The following is a 15001-nucleotide window of genomic DNA, read 5'->3' on the forward strand; positions in this document are numbered from 1 at the left end:
ATAATAATTTATTATAAAAACAAATGACCAATCTAGGACAAATTATTCTGCAGTATAAAAACGATAACGAAAGTGTCTATAATACCTGGTTTATAGATAACAACCAACGGTTAAAGGCATTTCGGACTATAAGACGAGGTGTTTTACAAGTCATTGAGGATATTAAAAAGAAAACCTTTCCTAATGATTTTAAAGAAAGCAGCTTAGAATTTGTTCTGAGTTGCATTGCTGAACAAAAACAAGTCTTTGCAGGGGTTTCCCATCCGTTTTATTGGAAACCCAAATTACGCATCCCCGATATCTATGAAAATCAAAACAATAAATTGGCTTTTGGTCAATTCCTTGAAAATTGTATTAATGCCAAGTCTGAAGAACAGGTTGTAAAAGAAATCATAAAACTCGATGAATTAAAAATTAAAGGATTAGGACCTGCGGTTGCCAGTATTTTGTATTTCATACACCCAACCTGGTTCCCGCCATTCAACACTGCTATTCTCAATGGCTTTAATTTTCTTTTTAAAGACAAAAAAAAATTGGGAAGTTGGACAGAATATCTTAAAATAAGAGAAACTTTGATGGAAACTAACACTTTGCATAAATCTCAGCTGTCAAATGATTTGGGTGCCATTGCAGGATTGTGTTTTGAAATTGGAACTCAGAAAATGCTAATCGGTAATGATGAATATTTAAGCGAGGCAGAACGTTCAAAATTCGAAAAAAACGTACACAAGCGTCAAAGAGAAATACTCGAAGAAAAACTGGAGGAAAATCTGCATAGTGAGATGCAATACCATCTGCTAAAAATAGGTATTTCTCTAGGTTTCGATGTTACCCCGGCAAGCAATGATAAAAACAAATCATTTAATGGACAAAATTTCTCATTTATTTCACTGGTAAAATTCCCTGAGTTGCCTACCGACAAGGACACTCAAAATACCATTAAGCTTATTGATGTGCTCTGGTTAGAAAAAGGCACAAACAAAATTATAGGTGCCTTTGAAGTAGAAAAGAGCACTAGTATCTACTCTGGCATACTGCGCTTGTCTGACCTATACTTTAGTATCTCAAGCGGACAGGAAGTTTTTTATATTATTATTCCCAATAACAGGGAAAAGGATGTAGTGCTTCAGCTAAATAGGCCCGTTATAAAAAACTCGAAAATGAATATAAAATATATCCTGTTTTCTGAATTAAGAGCTAATTGTGATGCCATCTGCAAATTTGGAACCGACCATTCGGTAATGGAAAAAATATCAAAATCAATTTAAAATTAAAAAACTATGAAAAAAATAATTGTATTAAGCTTCATTATTATACAATCGTTATCAATTTGGGCACAGGAAAAAGTTCAAATTAAGCTTACTTCTGCAAGCCCTTCAGCATCATTTCAACAAGAAATTGGAAGTTCAACAATAAAAATGGCCTATAGCAGACCCTTAGTAAGAGGACGAAAAATATTTGGGGAACTGGTGCCCTTTGGCAAACTCTGGCGAACAGGTGCAAGTGACTGTACGACCATCAGTACTAATGAGGATATCACCTTAGGAAATAATATTTTAAAAACAGGAACCTACTCTATATTTTCAATTCCATCAGAAAATGAGTGGACTATCATTATAAATAGTGATATTACTTTACATGGCGAAACTGGTTATGATGAGAAAAAAGACGTTATGCGTTTTACCGTCCCCACAGAAAAAACAACTAATTTCTACGAAACTTTTACCATCGAATTAAATGACATCAATAGTAAAGGGGAAGGTTTCCTTAAAATAGAATGGGAAAATACTATGGTTAAAATACCAATGAAAAGCAAAGCTGACAAAGAAATTTTAGCCCTGATTGACAAATATATTATTAAAGAGAAAAGTCAAAATGCTACTTTATTGTTTCAGGCAGCAAATTATTATTCAACCACGGGAAGAGCAAATAACCAAACAGTATCCTGGTTAACTGAGGCCGAAAAATTGGATCCCGAAAATTTTTATTATCCCACTTTAAGACAGAAAGTATCTTTAGAACTGAAGGATTATCCCAATGCTATTGAGGCAGCAAAAAAAGCCTTAACAATTGCAGAACAGAAAAAAATGAAGGGTACTGAAAAATTAAAAAATCAGATTGAAGAGTTACAATTATTACTTAAAAGTAAATAAATAATAAGTATTACAATATCACATTGAAAACTACAGGAGCATAAAAAAATCCTTGCCATTTAAGCCGATATAGTGTTATAGTAACATTAGACTTGTTTTGTTCAGGGAAATAGATAAATCAAAATAACTTTTAAAGCTAAAAATATGAAAATGGAACACGCAACACAGCAGCATTCTAAAGAGGCAGACTCCAAAATGTACAAAAAATTAGCCCTTATGATCGTATTGTCATTTATTTCTATGTACATACTAATGTATTCGATGGTCGATATTTTTGCTAATGTCATTCCCAATGTAAACCAATTTTACATGGCAGGACTAATGACAATGCCAATGCTCGTAATTGAGATTATTGTAATGGGTAGTATGTATATGAATAAAAAATGGAACATAATGTTAATTATAACAGGCAGCCTTGCCGCAATCCTTTTTTTTTCCTGCATCAGACAGCAAGCAGCTGTTGATGATAAACAATTCTTAAAATCAATGATACCACACCATGCGGCGGCAATTCTCATGGCTCAGGAGGCTTCTCTTCACGATCCAGAAATAAGTCAACTTGCCCAAGACATTATAAAAGCGCAAGAAGCTGAAATTACACAGATGAAAGCCAAGTTGAAAGAGATGAAAAAAAAATAACAGAACACTATTCTTTAAAAAAGCAATATGAAAAATATACTGACAATACTCGTATTTATTATGCTTCCTGTCCTAATTCAGGCGCAGGATATGAAAATGGCAATAGATAAAAAGCCTGTCAAAGAAGAGTCGAATCCCACTACCTATACTTGTCCCATGCATCCCGATATCCATGAATCCAAACCAGGAAAATGCCCAAAATGCGGAATGGCATTAGTGAAAGAAAAGTCTAAAACAGTGAGGCCGAAAGCAGGCAGAAAACCTAAAGCTGCAACTCCTGTTAAAGAGGAAATGCCTAAAAAGGCTAAATCTTCCTCTGCGGATAATATCGACACACACCAGGCGCATGATATGACAAACATGGAAAAGAAAACAGTAGATCCCCCAGTAAAAAAAATGATGGTAAATGATGAGCCACCTAAAGTTGTAAGGTACGATTTATATGTTCGCGATACGGTGGTAAATTTTTCAGGGAAATCAAAAAGAGCAATAGCGGTAAATGGCCAGATACCAATGCCTACATTAACCTTTACAGAGGGTGATATTGCAGAAATTTATGTCCATAATGAACTTGACGAAGAAACGTCATTACACTGGCATGGTTTGTTTCTACCCAATAAAGAAGACGGTGTGCCTAACCTTACCCAAATGCCGATAAAAGCGCACTCTACCTACAAATATTCTTTTCCCATCAGGCAGCATGGAACCCATTGGTACCATAGCCATTCGGGATTGCAGGAACAAATAGGAATGTATGGATCTTTTGTGATGGACAAACGAAACTCCGATCCAAACTTCAGGGCAGGGATAGATGACCTCCCGACAATTCCGATTGTGCTAAGCGAATGGACCGATATCAACCCGGAGAACGTTCATAGAATGTTGCATAATGCTTCAGATTGGTTTGCAATAAAAAAAGGCACAACACAAAGTTATGGAGAAGCTATAAAACAAGGCTATTTAAAAACCAAGTTCATCAACGAGTGGAAGCGTATGAATGCTATGGATGTAAGCGATGTTTATTATGAGAAATTTTTAATTAACGGGAAAAACGAAAGCCAACTTTCGCAGTTCCAAGCGGGAGATAAGGTAAGATTACGCGTCGCTAATGGAGGTGCCTCCAGTAATTTTTGGCTTACGTATGCCGGAGGCAAAATTACAGTAGTGGCCAGTGATGGAAATGATGTTGAGCCTGTTGAGGTAGACCGTCTGCTAATTGCAGTTTCTGAAACCTATGATGTTGTCCTGACCATTCCGGCAGAAAACACATCTTATGAGTTTTTGGCAACACCAGAAGACCGGACAAAATCAGCTTCTCTCTACATTGGAAATGGCATTAAACAGCTCGCCTCCCCTTTACCAAAACTGAAATACTTTGAAGGGATGCAAATGATGAACGGTATGATGAAAATGAATGGAGACCTAAATGATATGGGGATGAAGATGTCGCTGAATCAGATGGACATGAATTCGGTAATGTATCCTGAAATTACAGGCCCACAAACAAAAGGAAGCAAAGACATGCCAATGGAGATGGACAAAGAAGAAACCAAATTGGATGCCCCAGATAAAATGCACGACATGCACAATATGGAAAATAAGTACAATGCCAATGCCCTTGCCGATATTGTCACTTTAAATTATGCAATGCTAAAATCTCCTACAAACACAGCATTGTCAAAAGATGCTCCCATAAGGGAGCTCAAATTCGAGCTTACGGGAAATATGAACCGCTATGTGTGGAGCCTGGATAACAAGGTCGTTTCCGAAGCTGATAAAATACTGATCAGGAAAGGAGAAATTTTACGTATTATTCTGCATAATAATTCAATGATGCGGCATCCAATGCATTTGCATGGACATGATTTCAGGGTAATCAATGGGCAAGGTGATTTTGCGCCATTGAAAAACATCATCGACATCATGCCAATGGAAACAGATATTATTGAATTCGCCGCAAGCGAAGATGGTGGCGACTGGTTTTTCCACTGTCACATTCTCTACCATATGATGGCTGGTATGGGCAGAATTTTTTCTTATGAAGATTCACCTCCAAATCCAGAAATACCAGACCCTAAACTGGCTCAGCGAAAATTGTTTGCTGATGATAGAGAATTCCATTTCATGGCTGAAAACGATTTTGCTACTAATGGAAACGATGGCGAAGCAATGTATCAGGGGACACGCTGGAGTATAGGGACCGAATGGAGATTAGGCTACAATGATATGCATGGCTATGAAACTGAAACACATATTGGACGCTATATTGGAAAAATGCAATGGCTAATGCCATTTATAGGATTTGACTGGAGATATAGAAGAATGGGCGAAGATCAACAGGAAAGAAATCTCTTTGGACAAAAAAATACTAAAGATAAACGTGCAGTGGCGAGTCTAGGGGTCAACTATACCCTTCCTATGTTAATAGTAGCACAGGCTGAAGTTTTCACAGACGGTAAAGTCAGACTACAGTTTGAACGTAAGGACATCCCAGTTTCTAAAAGATTACGAATGAATCTAATGTGGAATACAGACAAGGAATATATGGCGGGGCTTCGTTACATAGTAACCAGATGGGGATCACTTTCCTCACATTATGACAGCGATATGGGTTTTGGGGCCGGATTCACTTTGAATTACTAACAGTTTATGTTGCCTAGTATTATACAAACGGTCGATGCCTGAGTGCAGTAGTAATAATAATGTAAAACTTGGGCTAAATTTTATAAATAAAGGACAAATGGTATAATTATTTTAGCTTTAGTATAATTTATAACTGTAGAAATTATGAAAAAAGCAGCATTCACAACCTTGATAGTAATTGGGCTAATAGTTGGCTCTTGTTCAAATGATGAAGATAACGGAATACATCCTCAGGAGCATGATAAAAACATATTGATGAATAAAATGCACACAATGATGGATCAAATGGACGCAATGACCATGAGCAAAGATCCAGATCTGGATTTTGCCAATATGATGATTATGCACCATCAAGGTGCTATAGATATGGCTAATTATGAACTGCAAAATGGTACCGATGCCCAGATTAAGGCAATGGCACAAGATGTGATTGATACCCAACAGCAGGAAATAGAGCATATGAAAGCAATTATAAATGGCATGCCAGCTGATGAAACCGATAATGCTTTTGCTATGGAGCTTATGAAATCAATGGACAAAATGGGCATTACTGCTGACACGCAATTAATCACCGGAAATACGGACCATGATTTTGCCATACTAATGATTGTCCATCACCAAAGTGCACTCGATAATGCATCGGCTTATCTACATCATGGAAAAAACGCAGAACTCAAAGCAATGGCGAATATGATGGTAGAAATGCAGACCCAGGAAATAATTGATTTTGGCAACTGGCTTGTAGCAAATTAATTCAGTATGAATAACTTTTAATACAAAATAAATAAATTATGGATCAGAAATTTAGAAATTGTATCGAAGCCTGTCTGGCTTGCGGTATAGCGTGCAACAAATGCGCAACGGAATGCCTGAATGAAGACGATATAAAAATGCTTGCAAGATGCATACAGCTCGACAGGCAATGTTCGGTGATATGCTTTGCAGCTGCAAACCTTATGAGTATTGGTGGCGAACATGCCTCTCATTTATGTGCTGAATGTGCAGAAATTTGTAAAGCTTGTGCCGAGGAATGTGAAAAACATGCCGCAATGGGAATGGATCACTGCAGGGAATGCGCGGAAGCTTGTCGCAAATGTGCCCAGGCTTGTGAGGCCATGGCAAGTTAATACCAATAATTATTTAAACAAAAACCGCACAGTTGTGCGGTTTTTGTTTTTGAACCTTAACACGGCAAAAATCTGCCTGTTTATTGCCATTAGAATTTCATTTTCTGAATCCTTACCGCATTTAGTATAGCGAGTAAGGCAACACCTACATCTGCAAAGACCGCTTCCCACATTGTTGCAAGTCCGCCCGCACCCAGAATAAGAACAACTGCCTTGACAGCAAATGCCAATACAATATTTTGCCACACTATTTTTCTGGTTTGTTTCCCAATATTGATAGCCATTGGAATTTTGCTTGGCCTGTCATCCTGGATTACCACATCGGCAGTTTCAATTGTGGCATCGCTTCCCAAACCGCCCATAGCGATACCAACAGTACTCAAGGCTACAACAGGCGCATCGTTTACACCGTCACCTACAAATGCAACGGTTTGGTTAGTAGCTTTAATTTCATTTACTTTATTTACTTTGTCTTCAGGAAGCAAATCTCCAAAAGCGTTTACTATGCCCAGCTTATCGGCCACAAATTGGACAACATTGGTTTTATCGCCACTAAGCATTGTGGTTTTAACTCCCATTGCTTTTAGCCTGTCAACAGTCAGCTGCGCATCTTCTTTTATTGTATCTGCAATGGTTAAGTAACCGGCAAACTTTTTATCGTAAGCTATGGCAATCAACGTATAGACTATAGAGTTCGGATCAATATCATATTTGATACCGAATTTATCCATCAGCTTAAAATTACCTACATGCAATTCTTTTCCATTAATCTCAGCCCTTAATCCATGTCCTGAAATCTCTTCGACCTTCTCAAGTACTATCGAGGGATCAATTTCACCAACGTGATCATGGATGGCCGTTGCTACGGGATGCGTACTCTGGCCTTCGAGCGCATTGACCATTTTAAGGATTTCGTCTTTATTAAGCTGGTCGGAAATCACCACATCCTGAACTTTAAAGACACCTTCTGTCATGGTTCCTGTTTTGTCCATTACCACATTCTGGATATTGGCAATACTGTCCAGAAAATTACTTCCCTTGAATAATATTCCGTTTTTACTCGCTGCCCCAATTCCGCCGAAGTAACCAAGGGGTATACTGATTACCAGGGCACAAGGGCATGATATTACCAGAAAAACCAAAGCCCTGTAGAGCCAGTCGTTAAAAACAATCATTGCCCCGAGAGAATCGGAAATCATTTTGTGCCGCTGTTCGGCACAAAAGATTACTTCACTATACTTTTATTTTACTGGAGTTCAGTGAACTTCGTTTGCAACGTATAGCGGGAAAAAGCTCCAAAAAAAAATGCATTATAAAGAGCTATGACACTTCAAACCAGATGACTTACACAAAAATGGACAGCCATAAAAATAAAACCCTTAATTTTCCTTTTCATAGTATCAATTCCCTAAAAAATCATGATCACTTAGCGTTTTCATAAACGCAATAAGGTTGTTTTTTTCCTCTTCGGTGAGCGGAATTCGCCTGTCGTTATCTTTAAAAACCGGATCCAGGTTCTCGGCGTCCAGAACACCTTTGTCAAAATAATCCAGAACTGATTTTAAATCAGCAAACTGCCCGAAACTCCCGTAAGGTGCTGTATATTCAATATTTCTTAAAGTCGGGACGCGGAAACTCATAAAATCGGAAGCACCCCCTGTAACCCTTCCCCGCCCTGCTTCGCTGGTATTGGTATTTATTGGAAAACCAATATTTCTAAAGCTTTGATCGGTAAACAATTCCGTGGTGTGACAGCTGGCACATTTCTGCTCAAAGGTCTGGCACCCCTGCAGTTCGCCTGCTGTAAAAGACTGCTCATTTCGTTTGACTTTATCATATTTGCTGTTGGCAGAAATCAACGTATATTCAAACTGGGCAATACTTTTGTAGATTCTCTCCGGCGTGATATTTTCATCCCCAAAGGCCTTTCTGAACAATTCTTTGTAAGGGGCATCATCCTTAATTTTACCAATGACTTCCAAAATGGAAGAATCCATTTCTTCATGGGTGATAATAGGAACCAAGGGCTGCGTTTCAAGCTGGAGTTTGCTTCCGTCCCAATTGTAAAACTTCATAAAGGCCAAATTTTGAATGGATGGTGTATTACGAAGCCCAACCCTTCCTTCAATGCCAATAGCCTGCGCATTATGATCTGTAAAAGCATTTACCTGGATATGGCAGGTGGAGCAGGAAATGGTATTATCGGCGCTGAACCTTTTTTCAGAGAAAAGCTTCCCGCCCAATTCCACGCCGTATTTAGTGGGTTTGTTTTGGCTAAAAAAAGCATTTAACTCTGGAAACCCAGAGGGAATATTAAATGCAATCTCTGGATTATCAATCAAAACCATATCAGAATCGTCATTGCTGCAAGACCAAGACAACAAGGATAGCAATAGTAAACCAATTATTTTTTGCATTATTAATGAATTTAAAGCAAAACCGTCCAAGTTTTAAAAACTCAGACGGCCCTGCAATATGAATTTAGTTTTCTACCCCTGTTACTGAAAATATTCCTGTGATATCACTTGATCCGTTTCCTCCCAGATTATCCACAAACTTTACCATCTGGGCAGCAGTGTGAATATTAGGCGTTGCGTTGTTATCCATTCCTGTTCCGGTTGATAAAGTAATTGTATTTGTTTTTCCGCTTAACAATTTATCAAAATCAGCTTCAATTTTGATTTTTGGGGCTTTACTTCCAACAACTGCATTTGTTGTTAAGTTCAACGTAATATCCCTGTAAGCATTCACGCCCTGCGTGTAGTTTGGAGCAGTTCCCTCAACAGTGCTTCCTGTATGGATAGACATTGCTTTATTATCGGTATCATAAAAGCCTTCTACTTTTGTAAAGCGGTATCCGCTTCCCCATTCCCACATCATCTCGGTGTCGTTTGCTCCTGCTGCAGCATAGAAATTAGGAAATCTTACCTGATCTAAAGTATTTTGCTCCGCCTTGATACCCAGACCAAATTTGATCTGCTTATAAGCCGCCGATGGCACATTGCTTAAAACATAACTCAATGTTGTCGTTTTTGCCTGATCAATCACTGCCGCGCCCTTATCCAGATCATTTACATTGTAGGGAACTTCGTCCCCATTGTCTTTTATAAGGCGGATGTTGCTGATCACGTATTTCAGCTCGGAGAAATGATGTACCTGTCCGGCGGCTGAAGTATTGGCTGTAGCAGAAGCTGATGCCGCATTGCCCAGAACGATAGTATTATTTTTAAAAGTATTATTGAATTCCAGCGTTACATTGTTTGCAGCAGGATTATCATCATCGCTTGAACAGGAAACGAATGCCAAAGAGGCAATGGATACTAAAAAGTATTTTTTTAAATTTTGCATTTTCTTTAATTTAATTTTTATTTCGATTTATTAATTGAGTCGTGGATAACAGCAATAAATGGGCGGCGGCACAAAAATTTCAAGACAGGGTTCCAATAGCCCAAATTCCTTATAATCAGCTATCTTACTTGATTTTATAGCTTTTTTGATAAGAGCTGGAACCTCGATATTGGATACCAAAACCATATCGATTTTCTTGCCGATACTGGTAAACTCCAAATCAGTCTGATCTGATTTTTCCAGTTCTTTCTTCAAATGGCATTTACCATGGCACTGCAGTTCGGGTCTGGCCTTGTTGACACAAAACTCCTGTTCTATATTTTTCTGATCGAGTTTAAAGTGCACAATAATGAGTGCCTGCTGGAAAGAAACCAGCAGAAAAAGCATTGTCATTGTGAAACTAAAAACTTTTTTCATCTTTATTAGAAGCTGAATTTTAAAGACGTGAAAATATTGCGTCCCATTCTGGGAATATTTCCCCAATCCGCATACGTGCTGTAATATTTGTTTAATAAGTTCTCAGCTCCCGCCTGGATAGTGGTACCAACTTTATTTATTTTAAAACTATAATTGGCTGAAAGATTCCAGGTCGTATAGGCTGAAGTCAGGTCTTCCCCGTACTGCGGACTGTAATTAATCTGCTCAAAATCACCATTTACAGCAGTCTGTATCCCAAAATTTTTATGCATAAAATGAAGCGAAGTCTGATAACTCAGCGGTCGGATAAAAGGAAGGTTTCCTCCCTTGTCATCCATTCCGCGCGCATAGGTAAGTGCTGCTTTCCAATGCAGATGCTCAAGGATATCATAACTGGCATTCATAGACATATTTAAAAGCGTTGCATAATCCAGTGAAGTATATCCTTTTACCCCAACGGACTGGTAATTCATCGGGCTTCCCATGCTTAAAATCCTTCCGATGATATAATTTTCAATGTAGAAATAATTTATTTTTCCCTGAAGGCTGAACCTTTCATTTTTAAATCCTGCACTTGCATTTGCTTCATACGAAATCTCATTTTTCAAATCAGGGTTCCCGATATAATCATAGCGGTCAAAACTATTGTAGATATAATACCCATAACCCTCAGAAACCGATGGCGCCCTGTGCCCGTAGCCTGTCCCGACAGCAAAATTAAAATGATCGATATCCAGATTATAACCTGCGTGAAGGCTTGGCAGGAACCTTGTTTTTTCCTGAGGCGCGCCGGGATGAAAAATCCAGTTGAATTCTACATATTTGGAGTAATTGTAATTTACCCCCAAAGATCCTCCTAAATTGATCTGGCTTTTCTCTGAAATATCCCAGGAATTGTTCATGGAAAGTCCCCCGTAACGCGTTGTTACCCAAGGCCAGCTGTAGGCAAACATCGTTCTATTGCTTCGGTCCTGCGGATACATTCGCATCTCTGCAATAGACAAATTATCGTAAGCATTGAGTTGTATTTCAGACGAATAACTGTTCTTTTTCAAATTGGCTTTGGAAACCAGTCCATAAGTGGTGCTCCAGCCCGGCATATCCATATGAACCAGATTTTCCGGACGTGTGGTATCATCCATATAATGCTCAATGGCGTTGAAATATATCTTTGAATCAATTACTTTTATGAGTCCTTCTTCAAATAATTGTTTATAAGATGCCGATGTAATAAGGGCTCTTGAAAGTGATAAATCCATTGGCAGGGCCGGATAACCCACATCTTTTGCCATATCAAAAATGGCATCTACCCTTACCGATGACAAATCAGTGGTTTTATAGGCAAAACCCAGTGAAGTATTGAATTTTTTGTATTGTGAATGTTTTACTTCGTCGTTGTTTCCATCATAATAATCATCTGCTTTTCGGTATGAAATACTTCCTTCTGCTACAAATTTCTCACCTGAATACGCCACATTTCCAAGATTGAAAAACTGTTTGTTATTAAGTTCAAATCCGCTTTGATAGGCTGCGTTCCATTTTTTTTCCATGCCAAAGGGCGTGCTTTTTCTTTTCAGATCAATACTTCCGGCAACAGTTGCCCCGTGAAGGCTCCCTTGCTGCCCTGATTTTATATCAATTGCCGAAAGATTATTACTCTCTACATAAGAGGTTACCGGATCCATCTTATCGGTGCAGGCACCAAAAATGTGCATGCCGTCAATGGTAACCGTTGAACGTTCGCTGCTCATATTATTCAGCAGAGGTTCCCATGCATAAGCGCCTCGTTTTATGAAGCTGATATTATCTGATGACGACAAAAATTCATCAACAGAAACTGCCATTTTCATTTCGGTTTCTATTTTCTTTTTTTTGGTGGCATTTTTTACTTGTACTTCTTCCAGGTTTTTTATGCTGTCGTGACCTGCGTGCGCGTTTTGCGCCGTAACAGACATTCCCAAAAAAAGCAGCATTATTAGATATTTCATATTTTTAGAATAAGGTATCAATATAAAGTTCACTTTTTACCCCTTCAATCCCCGGCGTGAAATCTGTTGGAACAACGGTTCCTTTTAGGATCAGCCCGTTTTGATTCATCATGATTAAATTCAAGGTCCAGTTTCCGGTCATCGTATAGTTGACAACGCCATGATACAAACCATCGTTCTGCTGTGTGAGATCCTGATTATTAGGCGAAGAATGGTTTCCCATTGAAGGCTCTGGCATTCTGGGATCTAACTTTAGAGTGTAGTCGCTTACTTCTGAGTAAGAGTACTGAGAAGGATCTGGAAAAGTTCCTGCAGGAGTAGTTGGTTTATTGTATTTGTAAATACCCGCAGTCAGTTTATTTTCTGAGACTGTTGGTTTTTGAGGGGCAACCAGTGCGATAACATATTGCTCATTATCCTTTGCAGTAAAGGCGGTCATATTGAGATTTTTATTGCTTTGCTTCTCAACTATGATATCTCCACTGATGGCATACTGCTGATTATCGGCAGTAAAACTCACATATAATTTCCAGCTGTTTGCCGTAGTACTTTCACTTGTAAATACAGAATAACCCGTGTAATATTTATTAGCCGCATCATAGGGAAGATTGTAAAGGTGCGGACAGGATGTTTTGCTTCCATCTGTATTGCTCATGATGGGTAAAAAAGTGACTTCGGATGTATTGACATCCTGATTGGTCTTTGTATTTATAATTTTCAAATGAAGTTCGTTGTAACCTTTATAAAAAGTGCCGTTTAAAGCTTCAATACTTATTTTATAAGTACCGCTGGTAAACGAAACGGCTTCTTTGAACTCATAATATTGCGGCACTAAAGCGCCTGTTTCCGCCTGGTAATCTGTTTTGTCTATTGTGCAGGAAGCAATCGCACAATAGAGTGCAATAACTAGAAATTTAAAGGATTTCATGTGTAATGAATATTAAAAAAGTTTAAAATGCAGCACAGCCATCAGATCCTGAAAGCAAAAGTGCCGTGAAATTTAAATGGAGGTTTTTAATTGAAAATAGATTCTCAATTGTCAAACAAGGAGTTTTCTGTTGTAAAGAATATGTGCAGACAAAGCTGAAATCCATTGGACAACCTGAGTTTTCGCAATAAAGTCAAATTATGAACAAGATGAAAATATTGCATCTTTGTGCATCAGGTACAAAGCGCAATAAGGCTGCATTTTTAAAACTACAAACTGATCTGCAAGGAATGATTATGCCAGCGGTGGGCGAAAAGTACTATTAGGGGACCCGATAGGTTTCTTCTCAAACAAAACAGAAGTGTTTTCTTTGGATTCGATTACAGCAATAAAAGTAACCTCTGCATTAAAAGTATTTTGAATATAAACAAGCTCAATTTTTTCTTTTAAGCTGTCTTGCATTTTTCTTTCGTTGTCAGAATATTTTTTGATGCTTTTTTGAAGTTCGCATCGGCCGTTACAGCTGTTAAATGACATTTTACGCTGCACGCAAATAGTTTTGGCTATTTCTTTCTGATTAATTTTAAATGAAGCATAAACGAACAGGCTGCCAAATGATGGAGATAAGATCAAAAGTGAAAGTGCTGTTATGATTAGGCTTTTCAAAAGTCTGTATGATTTTTAATTTGGGCAAAAATACATCATTTTTAATTTTATTCTGATAAAACTTCCTCTTAATTATAAAAAAACATTAAAATTTAAAATCAATCGGACATTAAACCCATTTCCTTATTTCAAAGCAAGTTAGTACGCTGTATTATTAAATACTGTTAAGTAAGGTAATTGTTAATTTGAGTCATTTAAACATATTAAAAAAAATCAAACCAGAACAGTAATAGCCTGCCTGATAATTGTAACATACACTTTATTAGTTTTTAGGAATTGGTATTCCCCGTCAATCTGAGCATCAATAAATATTTTTTTTGGAAGCGCAATATCAAGCACTGTGGTACGCATTGTTCTGGCTTTTTTGAACTTATCTATTTTTCCAGTAATAATGTAAATACCCAATTGCACTTTTTTTAAAAAATTGATCTTAGGAACCATAAAAACATCCAGTTTGCCATCTGTAAGGCTTGCATTTGGAGTTAAACTCATATTATATCCCATTTCATTCGAATTGGATATTAACAACAGCATTGGATTGATCCATATGCTTTCTCCGTTTATTTTTACTAATGCTTCTGCAGGACGATATTCAAGCGCGGCAGTAAGGGATGACCAAACATACGACATTAAACTTTTTTTGCTGGCCCTTTCATATTTTTTTATAATAAGTGCATCAATGGCAATTCCCATATTACTGAAAAAATAATAATGATTTGCCTTACCAGCATCAATTTTAATAGTTCTTCCAATAGAAATAACCTGCATGGCTTTATCAATTTCTTTTGGAATATTAAGGTGAGATGCCAGTCCATTTCCGGATCCTACCGGTACTATTCCAAGGGCTATGTTAGAATGAACAAGGCAGGACGCCACCTCATTAATAGTGCCGTCACCCCCACAGGCTACAATGCAGTAAGGATTATTTTCCATTGCGGCCTTTGTCAGCAGCATAGCATGTCCTTTATATTGGGTATAATCGACAATGATCTGATGAGAAGGAAAAAATTCTTTTATGAACTGAACGTTAATATTATGCTTTCCTCCACCTGAAACTGGGTTTATGATAAAATGAATGTAGGGTGTAGTCAT

General features: G+C 37.9%; 13 protein-coding genes and 1 pseudogene. 6 read left to right on the forward strand and 8 right to left on the reverse strand.

Going from position 1 to position 15001, the window contains the following annotated elements:
• The first annotated feature begins 23 nt into the window (after positions 1–23).
• The 6 genes from GXM17_RS11440 (at position 24) to GXM17_RS11465 (ending at position 6562) form a co-directional block, all read left to right on the forward strand.
• A complete protein-coding gene (locus GXM17_RS11440; protein WP_163399466.1) occupies positions 24–1268 on the forward strand; it encodes a hypothetical protein in 1245 nt (414 codons plus the stop codon).
• A gap of 12 nt (positions 1269–1280) precedes the next feature.
• Positions 1281–2153, forward strand: coding sequence for a DUF2911 domain-containing protein (locus GXM17_RS11445; RefSeq protein ID WP_163399467.1), 873 nt, complete (start codon positions 1281–1283; stop codon positions 2151–2153).
• Positions 2154–2303: 150 nt separating this feature from the next.
• A complete protein-coding gene (locus tag GXM17_RS11450) occupies positions 2304–2792 on the forward strand; it encodes a DUF305 domain-containing protein (protein WP_244307381.1) in 489 nt (162 codons plus the stop codon).
• Between the two features lie 27 nt (positions 2793–2819).
• The gene (locus tag GXM17_RS11455; RefSeq protein ID WP_163399469.1) at positions 2820–5435 is read left to right on the forward strand and encodes a multicopper oxidase domain-containing protein; all 2616 of its coding nucleotides are present in this window, start codon (positions 2820–2822) and stop codon (positions 5433–5435) included.
• Between the two features lie 144 nt (positions 5436–5579).
• Positions 5580–6188, forward strand: coding sequence for a DUF305 domain-containing protein (locus GXM17_RS11460; RefSeq protein ID WP_163399470.1), 609 nt, complete (start codon positions 5580–5582; stop codon positions 6186–6188).
• A gap of 38 nt (positions 6189–6226) precedes the next feature.
• Positions 6227–6562 carry a four-helix bundle copper-binding protein gene (locus GXM17_RS11465; protein WP_244307382.1) on the forward strand — a complete coding sequence of 112 codons (336 nt, stop codon included), beginning with the start codon at positions 6227–6229 and terminating at the stop codon, positions 6560–6562.
• An 89-nt stretch (positions 6563–6651) separates the two neighbouring features.
• On the opposite strand, the pseudogene GXM17_RS11470 reads toward GXM17_RS11465, so the two are convergent.
• The 8 genes and pseudogenes from GXM17_RS11470 to GXM17_RS11505 form a co-directional block, all read right to left on the reverse strand.
• A pseudogene (locus GXM17_RS11470) lies at positions 6652–7731 on the reverse strand (heavy metal translocating P-type ATPase); the annotation flags it as partial.
• A gap of 231 nt (positions 7732–7962) precedes the next feature.
• Entirely contained in the window at positions 7963–8979 is a 1017-nt protein-coding gene (locus GXM17_RS11475) for a cytochrome-c peroxidase (protein ID WP_163399471.1), read from the reverse strand.
• Positions 8980–9043: 64 nt separating this feature from the next.
• On the reverse strand, positions 9044–9910 hold the full coding sequence (locus GXM17_RS11480; protein ID WP_163399472.1) for an MbnP family protein: 867 nt from the start codon (positions 9908–9910) through the stop codon (positions 9044–9046).
• A gap of 30 nt (positions 9911–9940) precedes the next feature.
• Positions 9941–10327, reverse strand: coding sequence for a hypothetical protein (locus GXM17_RS11485; RefSeq protein ID WP_163399473.1), 387 nt, complete (start codon positions 10325–10327; stop codon positions 9941–9943).
• 5 nt (positions 10328–10332) lie between these two features.
• Complete coding sequence (locus GXM17_RS11490) at positions 10333–12315, reverse strand: TonB-dependent receptor plug domain-containing protein (RefSeq protein WP_163399474.1); 1983 nt, start codon at positions 12313–12315, stop codon at positions 10333–10335.
• Between the two features lie 4 nt (positions 12316–12319).
• Complete coding sequence (locus GXM17_RS11495; protein WP_163399475.1) at positions 12320–13243, reverse strand: hypothetical protein; 924 nt, start codon at positions 13241–13243, stop codon at positions 12320–12322.
• A gap of 294 nt (positions 13244–13537) precedes the next feature.
• Positions 13538–13909 (reverse strand): hypothetical protein, encoded by a 372-nt coding sequence (locus GXM17_RS11500; RefSeq protein ID WP_163399476.1) that lies wholly within the window; start codon positions 13907–13909, stop codon positions 13538–13540.
• Positions 13910–14122: 213 nt separating this feature from the next.
• Positions 14123–15001, reverse strand: a complete 879-nt coding sequence (locus GXM17_RS11505) for a diacylglycerol/lipid kinase family protein (RefSeq protein WP_163399477.1) — start codon at positions 14999–15001, stop codon at positions 14123–14125.

The sequence above is a fragment of the Flavobacterium fluviatile genome (genome assembly GCF_010645065.1).
Taxonomy (GTDB): domain Bacteria; phylum Bacteroidota; class Bacteroidia; order Flavobacteriales; family Flavobacteriaceae; genus Flavobacterium; species Flavobacterium fluviatile.